Origin of the sequence: Arthrobacter sp. APC 3897 (genome assembly GCF_030407495.1) — a bacterium.
GTDB lineage: Bacteria > Actinomycetota > Actinomycetes > Actinomycetales > Micrococcaceae > Arthrobacter_B.
In genome coordinates this window covers 181996-198580 of record NZ_JASDDG010000001.1, presented here as the reverse complement: position 1 = coordinate 198580, position 16585 = coordinate 181996, and the positions used below count along the sequence as shown (strand labels likewise).

14 protein-coding genes are annotated in these 16585 nt (G+C 65.4%); 4 read left to right on the top strand and 10 right to left on the bottom strand.

Features of this window, described 5'->3' with window-relative positions; all coding sequences use genetic code 11:
* Positions 1-150 precede the first annotated feature (150 nt).
* A complete protein-coding gene (locus QMA10_RS00835; RefSeq protein ID WP_290165207.1) occupies positions 151-1590 on the top strand; it encodes an SDR family oxidoreductase in 1440 nt (479 codons plus the stop codon).
* 7 nt (positions 1591-1597) lie between these two features.
* On the opposite strand, the gene QMA10_RS00830 is transcribed toward QMA10_RS00835, so the two are convergent.
* The gene (locus tag QMA10_RS00830) at positions 1598-4351 is read right to left on the bottom strand and encodes a cation-translocating P-type ATPase (RefSeq protein ID WP_290165205.1); all 2754 of its coding nucleotides are present in this window, start codon (positions 4349-4351) and stop codon (positions 1598-1600) included.
* Positions 4352-4501: 150 nt separating this feature from the next.
* Between QMA10_RS00830 and QMA10_RS00825 the strand changes: the two genes are divergently transcribed.
* From QMA10_RS00825 to pepN, 3 genes are all read left to right on the top strand, one after another.
* The gene (locus QMA10_RS00825) at positions 4502-5536 is read left to right on the top strand and encodes a putative sulfate exporter family transporter (protein WP_290165202.1); all 1035 of its coding nucleotides are present in this window, start codon (positions 4502-4504) and stop codon (positions 5534-5536) included.
* 265 nt (positions 5537-5801) lie between these two features.
* Positions 5802-7133: a hypothetical protein gene (locus QMA10_RS00820; protein ID WP_290165199.1), complete on the top strand. Its 1332-nt coding sequence runs from the start codon at positions 5802-5804 to the stop codon at positions 7131-7133.
* A gap of 12 nt (positions 7134-7145) precedes the next feature.
* Positions 7146-9752 carry an aminopeptidase N gene (gene pepN / locus QMA10_RS00815; protein WP_290165197.1) on the top strand — a complete coding sequence of 869 codons (2607 nt, stop codon included), beginning with the start codon at positions 7146-7148 and terminating at the stop codon, positions 9750-9752.
* A gap of 24 nt (positions 9753-9776) precedes the next feature.
* Here the strand turns inward: pepN and QMA10_RS00810 are convergent, their stop codons facing one another.
* From QMA10_RS00810 to QMA10_RS00770, 9 genes are all read right to left on the bottom strand, one after another.
* The gene (locus QMA10_RS00810) at positions 9777-10112 is read right to left on the bottom strand and encodes a cupin domain-containing protein (protein ID WP_290165195.1); all 336 of its coding nucleotides are present in this window, start codon (positions 10110-10112) and stop codon (positions 9777-9779) included.
* Between the two features lie 85 nt (positions 10113-10197).
* The gene (locus QMA10_RS00805) at positions 10198-11277 is read right to left on the bottom strand and encodes a lipoate--protein ligase family protein (protein ID WP_290165193.1); all 1080 of its coding nucleotides are present in this window, start codon (positions 11275-11277) and stop codon (positions 10198-10200) included.
* A gap of 92 nt (positions 11278-11369) precedes the next feature.
* Positions 11370-11627: a type B 50S ribosomal protein L31 gene (locus QMA10_RS00800; protein ID WP_104054223.1), complete on the bottom strand. Its 258-nt coding sequence runs from the start codon at positions 11625-11627 to the stop codon at positions 11370-11372.
* A 154-nt stretch (positions 11628-11781) separates the two neighbouring features.
* Positions 11782-12390: a hypothetical protein gene (locus QMA10_RS00795; RefSeq protein ID WP_290165190.1), complete on the bottom strand. Its 609-nt coding sequence runs from the start codon at positions 12388-12390 to the stop codon at positions 11782-11784.
* A gap of 467 nt (positions 12391-12857) precedes the next feature.
* On the bottom strand, positions 12858-13712 hold the full coding sequence (locus QMA10_RS00790) for a hypothetical protein (RefSeq protein WP_290165188.1): 855 nt from the start codon (positions 13710-13712) through the stop codon (positions 12858-12860).
* Positions 13709-14311 (bottom strand): S24/S26 family peptidase, encoded by a 603-nt coding sequence (locus tag QMA10_RS00785; RefSeq protein ID WP_290165185.1) that lies wholly within the window; start codon positions 14309-14311, stop codon positions 13709-13711. The genes QMA10_RS00790 and QMA10_RS00785 overlap by 4 nt, the downstream gene beginning before the upstream one ends.
* Positions 14312-14323: 12 nt before the next feature.
* The gene (locus tag QMA10_RS00780; protein WP_290165183.1) at positions 14324-14749 is read right to left on the bottom strand and encodes a hypothetical protein; all 426 of its coding nucleotides are present in this window, start codon (positions 14747-14749) and stop codon (positions 14324-14326) included.
* Positions 14750-14988: 239 nt separating this feature from the next.
* Entirely contained in the window at positions 14989-15807 is an 819-nt protein-coding gene (locus QMA10_RS00775) for an RNA methyltransferase (protein WP_290165180.1), read from the bottom strand.
* Positions 15808-16581 (bottom strand): sulfite exporter TauE/SafE family protein, encoded by a 774-nt coding sequence (locus QMA10_RS00770; protein WP_290165178.1) that lies wholly within the window; start codon positions 16579-16581, stop codon positions 15808-15810.
* Positions 16582-16585 lie beyond the last annotated feature (4 nt).

Here is a 16585-nt window from a genome sequence, read left to right as displayed (position 1 = left end):
GAACACGGGCGGATCCGCCCGTTGTGATCTTCAACCGCGGCGGCACCCCCGATACGGGGTGCCGCGGCGTTTCGTTGTAAGGTCGGATGGCATCACGAATGCCTTCGCCGTGTCCACCGCCGGCGCCGATTCACAGCAGAAACGATTTACATGAGCACCCCCGACCTGAGCCCCGAAGACCTCGCCGCCACCCTGCGGGTCCTGTCCTCCATCCATGTCCTGGATGAGGAAGACCCGGACTACGTTGCCGTCCGACGCGCCACCGCCAAGATGTTCAAGTCCGTCAAGAAGCACCGGAAGAATGAAAAGCGTTCCGCCGTCGCCGAGGCGGACCGCGCCGTCGTCGCTCTGACGGCCACCGGAGCATCCGACCGCATTGATGACGAAACCCGCGGCGCCCAGCTGAAGACCTCGGCCCACGGGCCATCCGCCGGTACGCTGCTCAAGCCCCGCAACTGCTACATCTGCAAGCAGCCCTACACCGTGGTGGACGCCTTCTACCACCAGCTCTGCCCGGAGTGCGCCGCCTTCAGCCACGCCAAGCGTGATGCCACCACCGATCTGACCGGCAAACGCGCCCTCCTGACCGGGGGCCGGGCCAAGATCGGCATGTACATCGCCCTGCGGCTGCTGCGCGACGGTGCGCACACCACCATCACCACCCGTTTCCCGAAGGACGCTGCGCGCCGCTTCGCCGCCATGGAAGACTCGGCGGACTGGCTGCACCGCCTGAAGATCGTAGGCATTGACCTGCGTGATCCGGCGCAGGTCATCTCGCTGGCCGAATCCGTGGCCGAGGCCGGCCCCCTGGACATCCTGATCAACAACGCCGCCCAGACGGTGCGCCGGTCCTCCAACGCCTACCAGCCCCTGATGGATGCCGAGCTTGAAGCGCTGCCGGAGGCCGCGGTCATGCCGGAGCTGGTCACCTTCGGCAACACCTACAACGCCCACCCCACCGCGCTGGCGGGTTCGATTGCCGAGCATCCGGTGCTGGCCGGCGACGCCGTTACTTCACTGGCGTTGACCGCAGGCTCCTCCTCGCTGGAGAAACTGAACGCCGGAACGGCTATTGATGCCGGCGGCCTGGTCCCGGACACCGCGCCGATCAACTCCTGGACCCAGGTGGTGGATCAGGTGGAGCCGCTGGAAATGCTGGAAGTTCAGCTCTGCAACGTCACCGCCCCGTTCCTGCTGGTCAACCGGCTGCGCCCGGCCATGGCAGCTTCGCCGGCACGGCGCAAGTACATCGTGAACGTCTCCGCCATGGAGGGCCAGTTCAGCCGCCGGTACAAGGGCCCGGGACATCCGCACACCAACATGGCCAAGGCCTCGCTGAATATGCTGACCCGAACCAGTGCCGGGGAGATGCTGGAAACCGACGGCATCCTGATGACCGCCGTGGACACCGGCTGGATCACCGACGAGCGTCCCCACCCCACGAAGGTGCGTCTGGCCGAGGAAGGCTTCCACGCTCCCCTGGACCTGGTGGACGGCGCCGCCCGCGTTTATGACCCGATTGTCATGGGTGAGGCCGGCGAGGACCAGTACGGGGTCTTCCTGAAGGACTACAAGCCTTCACCCTGGTAAGCCGGAACTACGCCGCAGCCGTGTCCCGTTCCCGGAAGCGGGATACGGCTTTGCGGATCTCCGAGACCCACAGCACGGTGGAACCCACGCCGATGGCCAGGAACCACTGGCCCGAGGTCAGGTCCGTGGTGTCAAAGAGTCCCTGCAGGACCCCAAGCTGGACCACCAGGATCTGCAGGACGACGACGCCGGCCAGCGACACCCAGACGGCCCGGTTCGTGAAAGTCTGCCAGGCAAACACGCTCCCGTTCGCGGACCGGACATTGAGCAGGTTGAACACCTGGTAGAAGACAAACGTGGTGAAGGCCAGCGTGGTGGCGAAGAGCGGATCTCCCGCGCTTTCCGGGTACATCTGCGGAGCCAGGTACAAGACGGTGCAGGTGCCCGCGGCCATCACCAGTCCCATTGTCAGGATCTGCAGGATCCGCCGTCCGGTCAGCAGCGGTTCCCGCGCGGGCCTGGGCGGGCGCTTCATCAGGCCCCGGTCCGCCGGATCCACGCCGAGAGCCAGTGCCGGCGGGCCGTCCATGATGATATTGACCCAGAGGATCTGCAGGGCTGTGAAGGGTGCTCCGCCGGCCAGCGAAAAAGCAGCCGCGGCCAGGAAGATGAGCACGAACCCCCAGGCCGTGGTGAGCTGAAACCGGACAAACTTGATGATGTTGTCGTAGATCCCCCGGCCTTCCTGGACCGCGGCAACAATCGTGGCAAAGTTGTCGTCGGTCAGGATCATTTTTGCCGCACCTTTGGACACATCCGTGCCCGTAATGCCCATGGCAATACCGATATCCGCCCGCTTCAGGGCCGGAGCGTCATTGACGCCGTCGCCGGTCATGGCAACCACCGCGCCGTCGGCCTGCAGCGCGGAGACCATCCGGATCTTGTGCTCGGGCGACACCCGCGCCAGCACCCCGTAACCGGGTGCGCGCCGCTGCAGCTGCGCATCGTCGAGACGGTCCAGCTCCGCACCGGAGACAGCTTCGCCGCTGATCCCCAGGTCCCGGGCAATGGCCGAGGCGGTGACCAGGTGGTCCCCGGTGATCATGTGCACGCTGATCCCCGCTTCGTGGGCCCGGGCTATGGCTTCCGCCGCCTCGCTGCGGGGCGGGTCCATGATGCCCGCCACGGCGTAAAGGGTCAGGTCCGCCACGGAGTCCCGAAGCTCGTCGGGGTCCTCGGGCAGAGGTTCGTTCACCGGCCGGCCGGCAACAGCCATGGTGCGCAGGCCCCGTTCCGCCAGCGCTGTCACTTCATCGCTGATGCGGCGGCGGTCTTCGGGCAGGAGCTGACGTCTGCCATCGGCAGTGGCCACGAACCGGGAGCGTTCCAGGAGCACCCCGGGCGCCCCCTTGACGTAGCAGAAAACCTCGTGGTCCGGACCCGGGCCGTGTCCGGCTTCCTCATCCGCCGGCCGCCGGTTGAAGGTGGCCATGAACTTGTAGTCCGAATCAAAGGGAACCTCCGCAATGCGGGGATGTGACGCACGTGCACCTTCGGCATCGATGCCTCCCTTCTCGGCAAGGACCACCAGCGCCCCCTCGGTGGGGTCACCGGTGAGGACGCCGTCGCGCACTGAGGCGTCATTGCACAGTGCGAAACCAAGGAAGGCGACAGACAGTGCCGGCGCCGGGCGCCCGTCCGCGCTGAGCACCGCCCCTTCCGTGGAATATCCGGAACCGGAGACCCGGAACATGCGGCCGGAGGCGGTATACAGGGACCGCACCGTCATCTCGTTCAGGGTCAGGGTGCCTGTCTTGTCGGTGCATATCTGGGAGGTGCTGCCCAGGGTTTCCACGGCTGACAGCTGTTTGATGATGGCTCCGCGGGCCGCCAGGCGGGAGGCTCCCATCGCCAGGGTGAAGGCAACAACGGCGGTCAGTCCCTCAGGAATGGTGGCCACCGCCAGTGAGACCGCCGTCAGGAACAGGTCCTCCCAGCTGTCCCCGCGCAGCAGGCCAAGGATGAACACCACCGCCACCACGATCAGCGCCACGTAGGTCAGCAGCCGGGCCAGCTGGTCAATGCTGCGCTGCAGAGTGGTTTTCTCTTCCGCCGTGGAACCGAGCAGATGCGCGATCCGCCCGATCTGGGTGTTCATTCCCGTCCCGGTCACCAGCAGCTCAGCCCGCCCCCGGCTGACGTCGGTGTCCATGTACAGCATGTTGGTACGGTCCGCCACCGGCAGCTCGGGATCGGACAGGACCGCCGCGGACTTGTTGACGGGCTGGGACTCGCCGGTCAGCGCCGCTTCCGCCACCTGCAGGCGAACCGCGTTCAGAAGGCGTCCGTCGGCGGGGACCGTGTCTCCCGCCTCCAGGAGCACCACGTCGCCGGGGACCAGTTCGGTGCGCGGAACGTCCACCGCAATTCCGTCCCGGCGGACGGTGGCAACGGAGACCGCTGTGCTGCGCAGTGCCTCCAGGCTGTTTTCCGCGCGCTGCTCCTGGACGTAGTTCAGTGTGGTGTTCAGGGCGATCACCACCAGGATAACCACCGGTGTCTCCCACTCACGGGACACGACGGCGCTGATGACGGCGGCGGCGATCAGCACCAGGATCAGCCGGTCCGCCAGCAGGTGCAGGATCTTCTGCCAGGCGGGAACTTTCCGGCCCGCCGCGAGCTCGTTGCGGCCGTAACGGAGAAGCCGGCTCCGGACCTCCCCGGTGCTGAGCCCTTCGGCCGGCGAGACGTCCAGCTCCGCCGCCGCCTGTTCGGGGGTCCGGGTCCAGGGATACTCCGGTGTTTGCTGCAGATCAGCCATCGTGCCTCGAAAACTAGGGGATCTTTTCACTGTAACAAAGGCCACACAGGTCCGAATCCCCCACCGGGTCCAGGCGGCCCGGGGCCGGCCAAACACCGCCGCCGGCAGACACCGTTTTGCCGGAACCCTCTTCTGCGGCAGGGTGGAACCGTGAACGCCTCTCCCTCCCCTGCAGCTTCCCCCGCTGCCCGGACATCTGTGCTGCCCGGAGTCCTGCTTGCCGCCGCCGCCGTTGTCCCGGCCTATCTGGCACACCTGGTCCTTCCCGGACTGCCGGTCCTGACCGCAGCAGTGGTGCTCGGGCTGGTGGCCGCCAACGTGCCGGGAATATCTTCGGCTGTGGCCGGCCCGCTCAAACCGGGGCTGTCCCTGGCCGCGCGGAAGTTTATGCGCTTAGGGATCGTACTGCTGGGACTCAAAGTGTCGCTGGTGGATATTGCCGGCCTTGGCTGGGCTGCCCTGCTCCTGATCGCGGCACTGGTTGGCGTGGCCTTTGCGGGCACGTACGCGATCTGCCGGGCTTTCCGCCTCCCGGGCGCGGAGCCCCTGCTGATCGCCTCGGGCTTCTCCATCTGCGGGGTATCCGCTGTCGGAGCAGTGGCCGCTGCCAGAAGGGTGAAGCAGGAGGACACCGTAGTGCCGATAGCACTGGTCACGCTGTGCGGGACACTGGCCATCGGGGTTCTCCCGCTGCTGGGAACGCTGATGAGCCTGCCCGCCGAGACCTTCGGCATCTGGGCGGGCGCTTCGGTCCACGACGTCGGACAGGTGGTGGCCACGGCTCAGACCGCCGGTACGGCGGCGCTCGCGGCCGCCGTCGTCGTCAAGCTGGCCCGGGTGGTCCTGCTGGCGCCGGTGACTGCTGCGGCGGGGATCATTAAGCGCCCGGCTACCCAGGGAGCGGACGGAGCACCCGGGAAGCGCCCTCCGCTGGTACCCCTGTTTGTGGCCGGGTTCCTGGCGCTGATTGTCCTGCGGACCACGGGGATGGTTCCGGAAGGCATCCTGGCGGCCGCTGCCCTGGCCCAGGAAATCCTGTTCGCGGCTGCACTGTTTGCACTGGGTGCGGCGGTACGGTTCCGGGCACTGTTTGTCTCCGGGGCCAGGGCACTCTCAGCGGCGCTCGCCTCCTGGTTCCTCATCGGTGCACTGGGACTGGGCCTCGCCGTCATCCTGTCCCCGTAGCCCTGCCGGGAAGCGCCGGGTCCTTGCCGCCCACCGCCGCGCCCCCTACTGTTGCCAGCGATCAATCTGCTGCCTTCACCAGGTGCGCAGCGGCTCATGATGAGGTTGGCCCAGGGGGTATCCATGAAGGGTGTCTCCGTGAAGGGTGTCCCGGCAGCCGGCAGCACGAAAAGGCGGAGCTACAGCCTGCTCCCGGCAGCAGCCGGGCTGGCGTTCTGCGCAATAATCCTGTGGAGCCTGGCGGGCAACCTTCTGTTTCCGCGCCGTGCGGCTGCCCGCCGATTGGGATGCCCACGCCGTTTTCACGTCAGCTGCCGGTTTGGCTCTGGGGACCCGGGAGACCATCGACTACGGCTATTTTTCCCTGAATCCCAACAACATCCTGCTGACCCTGCTGCTGGCGGCCTGGTTCAGTTTCGTCACCTCCCTTGGCATCACCAACCTGGAAACGGCAACCGCCTTTTTGAACGCCGTCGTGCTCTTCGCGGGCATCGCCCTGACCTATGCGGCGGCACGCATGCTCGGCGGGCGAACCCTTGCCGCCTTCACGCTGCTGCCGTCCACCATCTTCGTGCTGCTCTCACCGTGGCTGGGAGTTTTCTACCCGGATTCCGCGGGACTGGTGTTTCCCGTCCTGATCCTGTGCCTGCTGCTGGCCGCGCAGCGTGCCGCCGGCCTGGCGGCACGGATACCGCTGTGGTTCCTTGCCGGGACGGCGGGCGCCATAGGGTACGGAATCAAACCGACAGTGCTGATCTGTCTGCTGGCTGCCGGCATCACTGCGGCCTGTTCCCCGGCACTGCGCGGACGGGGCCGCGGGGCCCCGGTTCTCCTCCTTGGCGCTATGGTGGTAGCCGGGAGCTTCTTTGCCGGGCACCGGCTCATCACTGCGGCCGAGCAGCAGGGAACGGCTGTGGGGTTCAATGTTGAAGCCAACCCGAATGCCCTTCCGCCCACCCACTTCCTGAAGGTGGGTGCGCAGGCGGTGCCCGGGAAATACGGCCCGCTGTACGGGAGCTACAACGACGCCGACGTCCGCAGCACCGCAGCCGCGGACGATCCGCGCGAGAAGTTCCAGCAGGGACTGAACGTTTATGCTGAGCGCGTCGCGGCCATGGGCCCGGGCGGATCCGCTTCTTCCCTCAACAACAAACTGTTGTGGATCACCGGGGACGGCTCGTTCTTTGCCTCGGGCGAAGGAGTCCTGGACGGGGACGATTTTGTGTCCGATGCCCCTGCTGACCAGAGCATCCAGGACATCTTCGGTTACGGGAATCCAGGATTTCCGCGGCTCTTCACGCTGTGGCAGGGAACGTGGTTCGCTGTTCTGGGGCTCGTGTCGGTGCCCCTGTTCCTCCGCGCCCCGACACTGATGCGGCCGGAAGTCTCTGCCCTGCGCATTGCGCTGTTAGGCCTGCTCGTGTTCCTGCTCCTGTCCGAAGGCCGGGCCCGCTTTCTGTACCTGTACATCCCGTACTTCATCCTGCTGGCCTCACTGTCCTTTTCCTCTGTGGTGGACCGGCTGTCAGTCGGCCGGACCCCGGGCGGACTAGGCGCGGCTCCGCCGGGGCGGACCGCGGCAAACCACGGGAGGTGATTGAATGAACGTGTGTCGAACCAAAATCTGCGCCGTGATGAAGCCGCCGCCCGCTCCGCCCTCATATCCGTTGACGCCTACGATGTCGATCTAGACCTGAGCAGTGCGGAAGATCCGGAAAGTGCGGGCTTCCGTTCCCGCAGCACCATCACCTTCCGCTGTACCGAGCCGGGTGCCTCAACCTTCCTGGACTTCATCCACGGAGGTGTCCGCTCGGTGGTCCTGAACGGCCGGGAACTTCCCCTCGACACGGCGGTTGCGGGCTCACGCGTCCACCTTCCGGGGCTGGAGTCCGAAAATACGGTCACGGTGGAGGGCACTGCCCTGTACAGCCGCAGCGGCGAAGGAATGCACCGGTTCACTGATCCGGCTGACGGCCGCACCTACCTCTACACGCAGTACGAGCCGGCCGACGCCCGGCGGGTATTCGCCAACTTCGAGCAGCCGGACCTCAAGGCCGGCTTTACGTTCCACGTCACCGCGCCGCTGGCCTGGGAAGTTGCCTCCAACGGTGTCGAAACCCGCCGCACGGAGCTCGACGGCGGCCTGGGACGCTGGGACTTTGCCCCCACTCAGCGCATTTCCACGTACATCACCACGGTTCTGGCCGGCCCGTACTTCAAAGCCGAAGACGCCTGGTCCGCCACCCTGCCGGACGGTTCCGTGCTGGACATTCCCCTGGGCGCTTACTGCCGGTCCTCGCTGGCCGAACATTTTGACCCGCAGAACATCTTCGAGATCACCAAACAGGGCCTGGCCTACTTCCACGAACTGTTTGACTACCCCTACCCGTTCGGCAAATATGACCAGGCCTTTGTGCCCGAGTACAACCTCGGTGCCATGGAAAACCCGGGCCTGGTGACCTTCACGGAGTCCTACGTCTTCCGGTCCAAAGCCACCGAAGCGCAGTACGAGGCGCGGGCCAACACGATCCTGCACGAGATGGCGCACATGTGGTTCGGTGACCTCGTGACCATGAAATGGTGGGATGACCTGTGGCTGAAGGAATCCTTCGCCGACTACATGGGCGCGCTGGCCGTGGACCGGGCCACCGGATTCACCAACTCGTGGGTCAGCTTCGCCAACCGCCGCAAGGCCTGGGCGTACACTCAGGACCAGCTGCCCACCACGCATCCAATCGTGGCGGACATTACCGATCTGGAAGCTGCCAAGCAGAACTTCGACGGCATCACGTACGCCAAGGGCGCCTCCGTGCTCAAGCAGCTGGTGGCCTACGTGGGCTTCGATGCGTTTATCGAAGCAGCACGCGGCTACTTCCGGAACCATGCCTACGGCAACACCACTCTTTCAGACCTGCTCACTGCCCTGAGCGAGGCTTCGGGCCGGGACATGGGTGTCTGGTCGCGGCTGTGGCTCCAGACGGCGGGTGTTCCGCTGCTGACCCCGGAGCTGGAAACGGACGACGACGGCGTCATCACTTCGCTCACGATCGTCCAGAACGCACCCGACCCCGTCAGCGGGGAACAGGTTCCCCGGCCGCACCGCCTGCGGATCGGCCTCTACAACCCGGATGCTGCGGGTGCCCTGGTCCGCACCGGCAGCGTGGAAATTGACGTTGACGGTCCCCGCACGGCGGTTCCCGAGCTGGAGGGCAAGGCACGTCCTGCCCTGCTGCTGCTCAATGACGATGACCTGACCTACGCCAAGGTCCGGTTCGACTCCGATTCGCTGCACGTCCTGATGCAGGACCTGGGCCGCATCCCTGACCCGCTGGCCCGCGCCGTGTGCTTCTCCGCACTGTGGAACGGCGTCCGGGACGGGATTATCAGTGCCCGCGACTATCTGCGGCTGATTGTGCACGCTGCCCCGGCGGAGACGGGCTCCGGCGTGCTGCAGGTCCTCCTGGACAACTCCCGGTTCGCCGTGGAGCGGTATGCACCGGCCGAGGACCGCAGCGATCTGCGGGAAATTCTCTACTCACTGGTGGTTGACCAGCTTCACGAGGCCGAGCCCGGCAGTGACCGCCAGCTGGTCTGGGCCCGCAGTGCCGCCATGCTGGGCCGGCACAGCACCTCCCGCACGGAGCTGCTGCGCGGTCTCCTGCAGGGAACAGTCACCGTACCCGGGCTCACCGTTGACTCGGACCTGCGCTGGCTGCTGTGGCAGGCGCTGGCCGCCGGCGGAAATGCCGCCCGTGCCGAGCTGGAAGCGGAACTGGAGCGCGACACCACGGCCTCGGGCCGGGTTGGCTACACCACTGCGGCGGCAGCCTTCCCCGAGCCTGCGGTGAAAGCCGCTGCCTGGCAGGACGCCGTGCACTCTGACGACCTCTCCAACCAGCTGCTCTCGGCCACCATTGAGGGATTCACGATCGGCAGCATCGACATGCTCTCGGCCTTCTCCGCGGATTACTTCGCTTCGCTCACACTCGTCTGGAGCTCACGCAGCATCGGGCAGGCCAGCCGGGTAGTGACCGGGCTCTTCCCCGGGGCGCAGGATTTGCCGGAGCACATGGTTCCCGCCGACCACCCTGTCCTGGTGGCAAGCATGGACTGGCTCGAAGCCAACCCGCAGGCACCGGCAGCCCTGCGGCGGATCATTATCGAGCAGCAGGACCAGCTGCTGCGGGCGCTCCGCGCCCAGGCGGCCGGCCGCTAGCCGGCCCGTCAGGCGGCAGGGGGCTCAGCGGTCCAGTTTGGCCACGGTCAGCAGCACCGCTGAGTCCTCCACGGCCTCCAGGGAGTGCCGTGCCTGGGGCACTATCAGCAGGTCCCCGGCGGATCCTTCCCAGGAGTGGCCTTCCGCCAGCAGCCGGACACGTCCTTTGAGCACATGGATGGTCGCCTCACCGGGATTGTCATGCTCGTCCAGGATGAATCCGGCGCTCAGGGCGATGACGGTTTGCCGGAGCACGTGTTCGGAACCGCCGTAAACCGTCTGGGCGCTGCGCCCGCTGGATGCTTCGCCGGCGATCTGCAGCTGGTTCCGCGCCAATGCGGTGAGGGACTTTTTTTCCATGCTCGGCAGTCTAGGGCAGGGACGGCACGGGGAACAGCAGCATCACCGTGCCGGGGTATCTGCCGGCACAATGATGCCGGGACGGTCAGGGAACGCGGTTGAGCCATTCCTCGGTGCCGAACTTTTCCGCCACCTTCTTTTCCGCCAGGGCCATCTCCTCATCCGTGATGCCGGCCGGCACCGCACCGTAGCGCGTACTGAAGGTCTCCATCATCGTCCTGATGATTTCTTCCCGGGTCAGCCCGGTTTGGCGGCGCAGCGGATCAACACGCTTCTTGGCGCTGGTGGTGCCCTTGTCGGAAAGTTTTTCCTTGCCGATCCGCAGGACTTCAAGCATCTTGTCGGCGTCAATGTCATAGGACATCGTGACGTGGTGCAGCATGCCGCCGCTGCTGAAGCGCTTCTGGGCGGCCCCGCCTATTTTGCCCTGATCAGTGGCGATGTCATTGAGCGGCTGGTACCAGGCCTTGATGCCAAGTTTCTCCAGCGATTCCATCACCCAGGCGTCCAGGAAGGGATAGGACTCGGCAAAGCTGAGCCCGTCCACCAGGGACTGCGGAACGTAGATCGAATAGGTGATGGCGTTGCCGTGTTCCATGAACATGGCTCCACCGCCGGAAATACGGCGCACCACCGTCACACCGTGCTTCTGCGCACCCTGCGGATCCACTTCGTTGCGCAGCGATTGGAAGCTGCCGATCACCACTGACGGCGCCTCCCACTCCCAGAACCGCAGCGTGGGATTCCGCTTGCCGGAGCCAACCTCTTCGGCCAGCACCTCGTCCATGGCTACGTGCATGGCGGTGGGCAGCGGCGTGGGGCCGATGATTTCCCACTGGTGGTCATTCCACCCCGTGGCCTTGGCCAGGGCCCGGCGGACGGTGGTGGCAATGGCCTCCGGAGAGAAGCCGAACAGGACGGCGTCGGACGGCAGGTTCGCCCGGACTGCTGCGGCAATGTCCGCGCCGGTTGCGTCAGCCGGGAGTCCCTCCAGCGCGGCGTTGATATCCGCCAGTGCATCGTCCGGTTCCAGGAAGAAGTCTCCGCTGAGCGAGACGTCTGCAAGCTTTCCGTCGCGGACTTCCAGGTCCACCACCACGAGTTTCCCGCCAACCACCTTGAACTCTCCGTGCAGTCGGCCGCTGTCCTGTTCTCTGCTGCTCATTTCCGTTTCCTTCTCCGCATGTAAAAAGACCCGCCCGGAAACGCCGGGCGGGTCTTCTTAGTCTAGAACCTGTGCTGTTCTTTACGAACGAATTACTTCTTGCCGCCGAAGCCCTTGAAGCGGGCGTTGAAGCGCTCGACACGGCCGGCGGAGTCCATGATGCGCTGCTTGCCCGTGTAGAACGGGTGCGACGCGGAGGAGATTTCCACCTCGATGAGGGGGTAGGTGTTGCCGTCTTCCCACTCGATCGTCTTGGCGGACGTAGCCGTGGAGTTGGTCAGGAACGAGGTGTCGGACGCGAGATCGCGGAAAACAACCGGGCCGTACTTGGGGTGGATATCAGACTTCAATGTATTACCTTCTTTTGGTGCCTGGATTTTGCCAGGCACTGGTGGTTGAAAGCTTGGAATGCCCCCGCACCGCACAGCAAAGTGCATGCACAGGGATCAGCAATTCAGCATACCGCATCCGGGGCCGCGGGTTAAGCCGGCGGACGGGCCGCGGTTAGGACGCCCAGGCGCTGTTGACCGCCGTGATGCTTGACGCGATGCCCCTGGCCTGGCCCATGAGTTCAAACCGGACCGGGCGGTACCAGTCGTCAAGCCACAGCGTTACCGCAGCGGGCATCATGTCATCCGCCGCCGCGTCCACCGAACGGTAGCCGCTGATTTTGGTGCGGACCGCACCGTCCAGGACCGCTTCATAGTCCACCTCGACGGAATCTGTGCCGTCCAGCATTTGGGCAACGCGGTCCGGATTCACGGTGAGCTCGGCAGCGTGGGCCAGCACTGCCGCATAGGCTTCCTCGGGCGTTCCGCTTTCCCTGGCGCCCACCCTGCCGTTCCCGGTATCCACGCTTGCTCCGCCAGCTCCTGACGTCACGCGCAAATTGGTGTCCGTACTCTCAAGAGTGAGTGAGAAGTCCGGTGCCGTCGTGAACTCAATGGTGTGTGTCCCCTGCGGTATCCAGCTCGACGACGTCGTGAGGGTTTGCGTTCCGCCTCCGCCGGCGGTCATGGCCGCCCGCACACAATCCCCTGCTTCCGCGGCCGGCATCCGTGCCTCATCCCGCCGAAGCAGGAACTGGCAGGCATCCTGAACCGGCTGTGACATGCCTGCCTGACTCCCGCTGACACCCACTTTCATGGGTTCCGGTGCTGGCGGCGGTTCCGGGCTTGGTGCGGCCGGCGCATCAGGCGTGGGCACAACCGTACGTGGTTCGGGTGCCTGTGGAATGGAGGCGGGACTGGTAACGCTTTCCCGTGCGTTTAGCTGCTCCGCCGTGGGCCCGCATGCAGCCATGGACAGCATCACCGCGCAGGCCAATGCCGCGGCAGCGGCCCGGACGGCATTCCGGGCAGGCCGGTAACCGGTCCGACAATCCGCACCGGACAAAGGCCGGCTCGGCGGAATCCGGCTGTGGCGTGTTCGCATGGCGGCCCCAAAACGATATACGGAGTAGTAGCAGTGACGCCGCAAGTGTTGCACTAAACCCAGCCGAGGGTAAGGGAACTCCGCCGGTTGCTGAATTCCGGAGGCCAGTTGCCTGCAGGCCTGAGTTTCGGTACGCCCGGCCGGCATCAGGAGCAGTTGAAGAGGTTACCGCCTCCGGCCTGGTCCGATACGGACTTGCCCTGCACCCACACCGTCACGGTCTTACCGCCGCCAATGTACCGGCTGTTCACTTCATCCCGTCCCCGCAGCTTGAGCATCGGCATTGATGAACAGGTCCATCCCGGGGACAACGTCACGTCATTATTGCTGTCCGCAAGATTGGCGAGGACCTTGAATTCGGGGTCTGCAAGGTTGATCTCGAGTTCCCACTCCACATCCTGGTCCCCGGAAGGGCTCTCCACCGTGGCATAGAGGTTGTAGCTGTCGATGTCCGGGTAGCCCCACGCATCGACGCGGATGTCCTTTACCTCGCAGGTCTTGGCCCCTGTCGGATCGTTGAGGACCGTGCACTCCGCCAACGGCTTTTCCGCGGGGAAGGTATAGGACCACGTTGCCGGAACACCCCAGCTTCCGACCGTGACGGCTATCCCTGCAACCTCAGCCGGAGTGTAGGCCGGAACGGTTACGCCCATTGATTCACCGTTCCCTGTCGCCACCGGCGCCCTTCCGCTGGTCAGGGCCTCGCCGCGCGCTCCGTACAGGGTCAGCTCAAGTTCCCGTCCGTCGCATGCCGCTCCCAAACCTGACAGCGTAACCGTGGTGACTTTTCCGGTGGCGGCTGTCTCGTGGGTTGCCTGCACGGATTCAGTGCACCTGTCCGCAACAGAGACGCTCGTGAAGTTCGCCGGCTCCAGGGGAAGCCGGGCAGCTGCACCCGGGGCCGCCGTCAAAGCAGGGAGCATTGCCAGCACGGCAAGGACTACCGCTAACAACAGCGGTCCGAACCGGGACTTCGCTGCAGCCGGGCGGTATCCGTTCACAGCAGTGCTCCTTTCATTTCATCGTCGACCGCCTGCGGGGACTCCGGGGGCAAGGTATCCCCTAATGGGTCAGGTTCTTTCGAAGAATCGGCCCCGCTGGGCGCCGACTCGGGCCAGAGGAAGATTGCCGCGGCGATGATGAGCAGCGAAGCCCAAACCCACGTGTTCCCCAGGCTGTACAGGATGCTGCCCAGCCCGGGGATGTGCACGGTGGCAATGCCCAGAATTTCCGAATTGTCCGGGTGCCACGGATCCAGGAAGTCGTTGTTGTCGCCCTGCAGGATCCAGCCGTCCGTGCCGTTGCCGCCGATGATCCGGTGGATCACCCTGGCGCCGTCGGCATCCGACGGCGTGTAGACCACGACATCGCCGACGGCGGGATCGCCGCAACGCGACCACACCAAGTCACCTGTGGCGTAGGTGGGGTCCATGGAATGACCGGAAACGATCGTTAGGGTGCTGCATCCGCCCAATGACGAGGGCCAGAAGAGGTACCCCAGTCCTGCGAGGAGGGCAAGCACAATCAGGCTCCGGAAGAACGGCCGGGGCCGGCGTGCCCGGGGCACGCCGGCGAAGGGCCGGTGACGGTGGATAGGCACGGTCACCCTCCGCTAGGAGTTGATAACTACCGCAACGTTGCTGACGTCTTCGGCCGAAACATCCCGCAGCGGTACATTCAGAGAAGTGCCGGCGACTTTTCCGGTTGCTTCCTGGTCGAGGGCGTTCCCGCTGCTGTCAGTGACGGTCACCTTGTAGTCCAAGCCGTTGCAGGCTTCGGCAATGGACGTCAGGTTGAGGCTGGTCGCCTTGTATTCCCCGTCGGTGGCTACAAAGCTGCTCTCGAAATCAACGCCAATCGGCTGGCCCTCAGGCTGGCAGCTGGCGACTACTGTTGTCCCTGCGCCCAGGCTCCCGGTGCCCATGTTCAGCTGGGCTGCGGAAGCCAGGGTCAAACCGCCGATACCGAGGACGGCGAGACCGAGAGCTGCGGCCTTGCGGACCTTGTTGGTGTTGGTGTTGGTGTTGGCAGAAGTCACATTGTCCTCCATCATCGAGGCGCTCCAGTGGAACGCTCAATACACGAAACACATTTGTGGCTGCGCCGCACCGCGGCTGCCAACGGACCGGTCAGATTCCGGGTCCCCGGCCTGGCGCCGCATCGTGGGGGTATTACCCATCGGTGCGATGCTCCGTAATATATAGATAAAAGACCGGGCACTGCGCCTGCAAGGGATTTTCGCGTGCTTTCTCTCACGCATCCCGGGGTCATTGCCCCCTAGGGCCGCGACGGCTGCGGCCGGCACTCCCAGAAGGCCACAGCGCTGGCGGCGGCGACATTCAGGGAATCCACGCCTGCGCTCATCGGGATGCGAACCGTGAGGTCCACGGCGGAGATGGTTCCGGCGGCGAGGCCGTCCCCCTCGGTTCCCAGCACCAGGGCGAGGCGCTCATCGCGGCGCGAACTGAGCTCGTCCAGGGTCAGGGAGTCCTCGGCCAGCGCCAGCGCAGCGGTGACGAACCCGGCGTTCCGCAGGACTTCCAGCTGGCCCGGCCACTGCGTCAGGCGGACCCACGGCACCTGAAAGACGGTGCCCATGCTGACCCGGATGGCCCGCCGGTACAGCGGGTCCGCGCAGCGGGGACTGACCAGCACGGCATCCACGCCCAGCGCGGCGGCGGACCGGAAGATCGCGCCAATGTTGGTGTGGTCCACAATGTCTTCGAGGACCGCTACGCGGCGTGCAGATGCCAGCAGGGGCTCAAGCTCCAGCGGTGCCGGACGTTCCATGGCCGCCAGCGCGCCGCGGTGCAGGTGGAAACCGGTGATTTCCTCCAGGACGTCCGCCGTTCCCACATAGGCGGGCACCTCGGGGTAGCGGTCCAGCAAATCCGAGAGGTCGGGAATCCATTTCTCGGCGAGGAAAAAGGAACGCGGTTGGTGTCCGGCGTCCAGGGCACGGCGCAGGACCTTGGAGGACTCGGCAATGTACATGCCTTCCTCAGGTTCCCGGCGGCGCCTCAGGGCAGTGTCTGTCAGGCCGGTGTAGTCGGCAACGCGCGGGTCGGCGGCGGATGAAAGATATTGGAGGCTCACTTAGAACACCATATTCCACAGGGCGAGCAGGCCCAGCAGCACAATGACGGTGCGCAGCACCACCGGGGAGAGCCGGCGGCCAACGGCCGCGCCGAGGAACCCGCCGATCAGGGACGCCACGGCGATGAGTCCCACCACGGGCCAGACAATCCGGTCGAAGGCAAACAGCAGGTAGGAGACGGCGGCAACAATATTGACGCCAAGGACCAGGATGTTCTTCATGGCGTTGGCGTTCTGAATGCTGCCGTGCAGGAAGATACCGAGAATGCCCACCAGCAGGATCCCCTGTGCCGCCACGAAGTAGCCGCCGTACACGCCTGCCAAATAGATCAGGATGATCAGGATGACGCCCTGGCGCCTGGGTTGTTGGGCGGCCGGTGATGCATCCGCACGCCGGCGGACCCAGGACTGCAGTTTGGGCTGGAAGACGACAAACAGCAGCGCCACCACGATCAGGTAGGGGGCCACGGTGCCGAAGACGCTCTCCGGCAGGTGCAGCAGCAGCGCAGCCCCCGTGATGCCGCCCAGCACCGACGCGGGCAGCAGCTTCAGGAGGGTCTGCTTTAGCCCTGCCAGTTCCCGGCGGTAGCCCCAGGACCCTGCAATGTTCCCGGCGATGAGTCCCATTGCGTTGGAAATGGTGGCAGCCACCGGGGCATACCCCAGGGCCACCAGCACCGGAAAAGTGACGAGTGTTCCCGACCCGACCACGGCGTTGATCGTGCCCGCCCACAAACCGGCAACGAAGACCAGGGCGTCATGAAAAATGTCCACGAAA